The organism is Candidatus Acidiferrales bacterium (assembly GCA_036514995.1).
GTDB lineage: Bacteria > Acidobacteriota > Terriglobia > Acidiferrales > DATBWB01 > DATBWB01.
This window is the reverse complement of sequence record DATBWB010000217.1, coordinates 1-2,215: the sequence shown is the minus strand read 5'-3', so window position 1 is coordinate 2,215 and position 2,215 is coordinate 1. Positions and strand designations below refer to the sequence as shown.

Below are 2,215 nucleotides of genomic sequence, written 5' to 3'. Positions count from 1 at the left end.
GCCCCTGGCTGCTGACCGGCCGCACGCAGCTCAATGCGCTGCTCGTTTTTATCGGCGTACTCGGCGGCATCAGCGTGTTCGGCATGTTGGGACTTGTGCTCGGTCCGATAGTAATCGCCACTGCCGCCGGTGCTCTGCAGGCCTATCGCCAGGGCGAGAATACTGGCTGAACCAGTTCGCGCGAAGAAAACGCACCGCGAGCCTGGCTTGGGCGAGCCTATCCGCTGTGCTAGAGTAGCCGCCGCGGAGAACTCCATGGGAACCCAACCCGCCACCCAACCTGCCCCGTCGCCAACCGAACTCACTCCCGAAAAGCTTCGCTGGCGCTGCGACCCCGCCCGCATTCCGTTTGAGACCACCGCCCAGGCCGAACCCCTCGAGGGCGTGATTGGCCAGGACCGCGCCATCCGCGCTCTCAAAATGGGTGTCGAGCTTAACGCCCCCGGCTACAACGTCTTCGTGTGCGGCCTGGCCGGCACCAGCCGCGGCGGCATGATGGTCCGCATGATTGAAGAAATCCAGCCCGGCATCAAGCCGGCCCCGGATCGCTGCTACGTCAACAACTTCAAAAACTCTGACCGGCCGCGCCTGCTCACACTTCCGCGTGGCCAGGCCAGCGGTTTCAAGAAGGACATGCAGTCCGGCATCGAGTTTCTCCGGCGGCGCATCCCGCAGGTCTTCGAGGGCGAGCCCTTCCAGCGACAAAAGGCTCGCATCGTGGACCGCTTCACCGCCCGCGAAAAGGAGTTGATGGACGACTTCACTCGCCGCATCGCCCGCGAGCAGTTCGCGCTCGGACACATGCAGGTAGGCGCCGTCGCCTTGCCGGAAATTTTTCCCGTGCTCGAAGGCCAGATGGTGCCCATCGAGGACATCCCCAAGCTCGTCCACGAAGGCAAGCTTGAGACCGTCGCCGCCGAGGAGCTCGAGCGTAAGTACGAGTCGTTCCGCCAGGAATTTACCGTCGTTTACCGCAAGACGCTGACGCTTTCACGCGAGCTGGCCAGCGAGCTGAGTTACCTCGAGCAGGAAGCCGCTTCCGTCCTCGTTGATGGCGTGATCGAAGAGCTCAAGGAAAAATACCCGGGTGCGCAGGTGAGTGAGTACATGGAAGAGGTACGCCACCACCTGCTCGACAACCTTGACCCCTTCAAGGAGCGCGAGGGGGAAGAAGAGCAGCAGGCCTCACCCGACGGCGCTCCTCGCTCGCCCACGTCTGACCGCGACCCGTTCCGCGTCTACGGGGTCAATGTGTTGCTCGCCCACAACGCACAGGACACCTCGCCGGTCATCTTCGAAACCACACCCACCTACGCCAATCTCTTCGGCACCATCCAGCGCAGCTACGATTCCCGCGGCAGCGGCTGGACCTCTGATTTCATGGACCTCCGCGGCGGCTCCATCCTCCGCGCCGATGGCGGTTTCCTTATCATGTATGCGCTCGACACGCTCACCGAACCCGGGGTCTGGCGCACGCTGAAGCGCACCCTCAACCACGGCAAGCTCGAGATTCAGCCGCTCGATCTCTTTTTCCCTTTTGGCGCCACCGCTCTCAAGCCCGAGCCGATTGAAATTAACGTCAAGATCATCCTCATCGGCGACCGCGACATCTACGAACTCCTCTACCTGTATGAAGAGGACTTCAAGAAGATTTTTAAGGTCCGCGCCGAATTCGACGAAGAGATGGAGATGGGCGACGAGGTCATTCTCCAGTACGCTGGCCGTCTCCGTCGGCTCTCCGACGACGAAGGGTTGTGCCCCTTTGATCGCGGTGCCTTCGCTGCCATGCTCGAGTATGGTGTCCGCCAGGCCGGTCGCCGCGGCAAGGTGACCGCGCGCTTTTCTGAACTGGCCGATCTCGCCCGCGAAGCCTGTTACCTGGCCCGTGAATCCGGCGACTCCCCAGTTACGGCCGAGTACGTCCGCAAAGCCATCGAGGCGAAGACCGAGCGCCACAATCTGATCGAAACAAAAATCCGCGAGATGATCGAGCAGGGCAGCCTGCTCATCGACACCGCTGGCAGCCGCGTCGGCCAGGTCAACGGCTTGAGTGTGATCGAAATCGGCGGCTATGCCTTCGGCAAACCCGTGCGCATCACCGCTTCGGCCGCGCTCGGCAAGACCGGGTTGATCAACATCGAGCGCGAGTCCAACCTGAGCGGCCGGCTCCACGATAAGGGCATGCAGATCATCGCCGGCTTCCTCCGCTCCCGGT

General features: G+C 62.4%; 1 protein-coding gene. It reads left to right on the top strand.

Annotated features, from left to right (window positions below; translation table 11 throughout):
• Positions 1-255: 255 nt before the first annotated feature.
• On the top strand, positions 256-2,215 hold a 1,960-nt coding region (locus VIH17_13905), incomplete at its 3' end, for an ATP-binding protein (protein ID HEY4684329.1).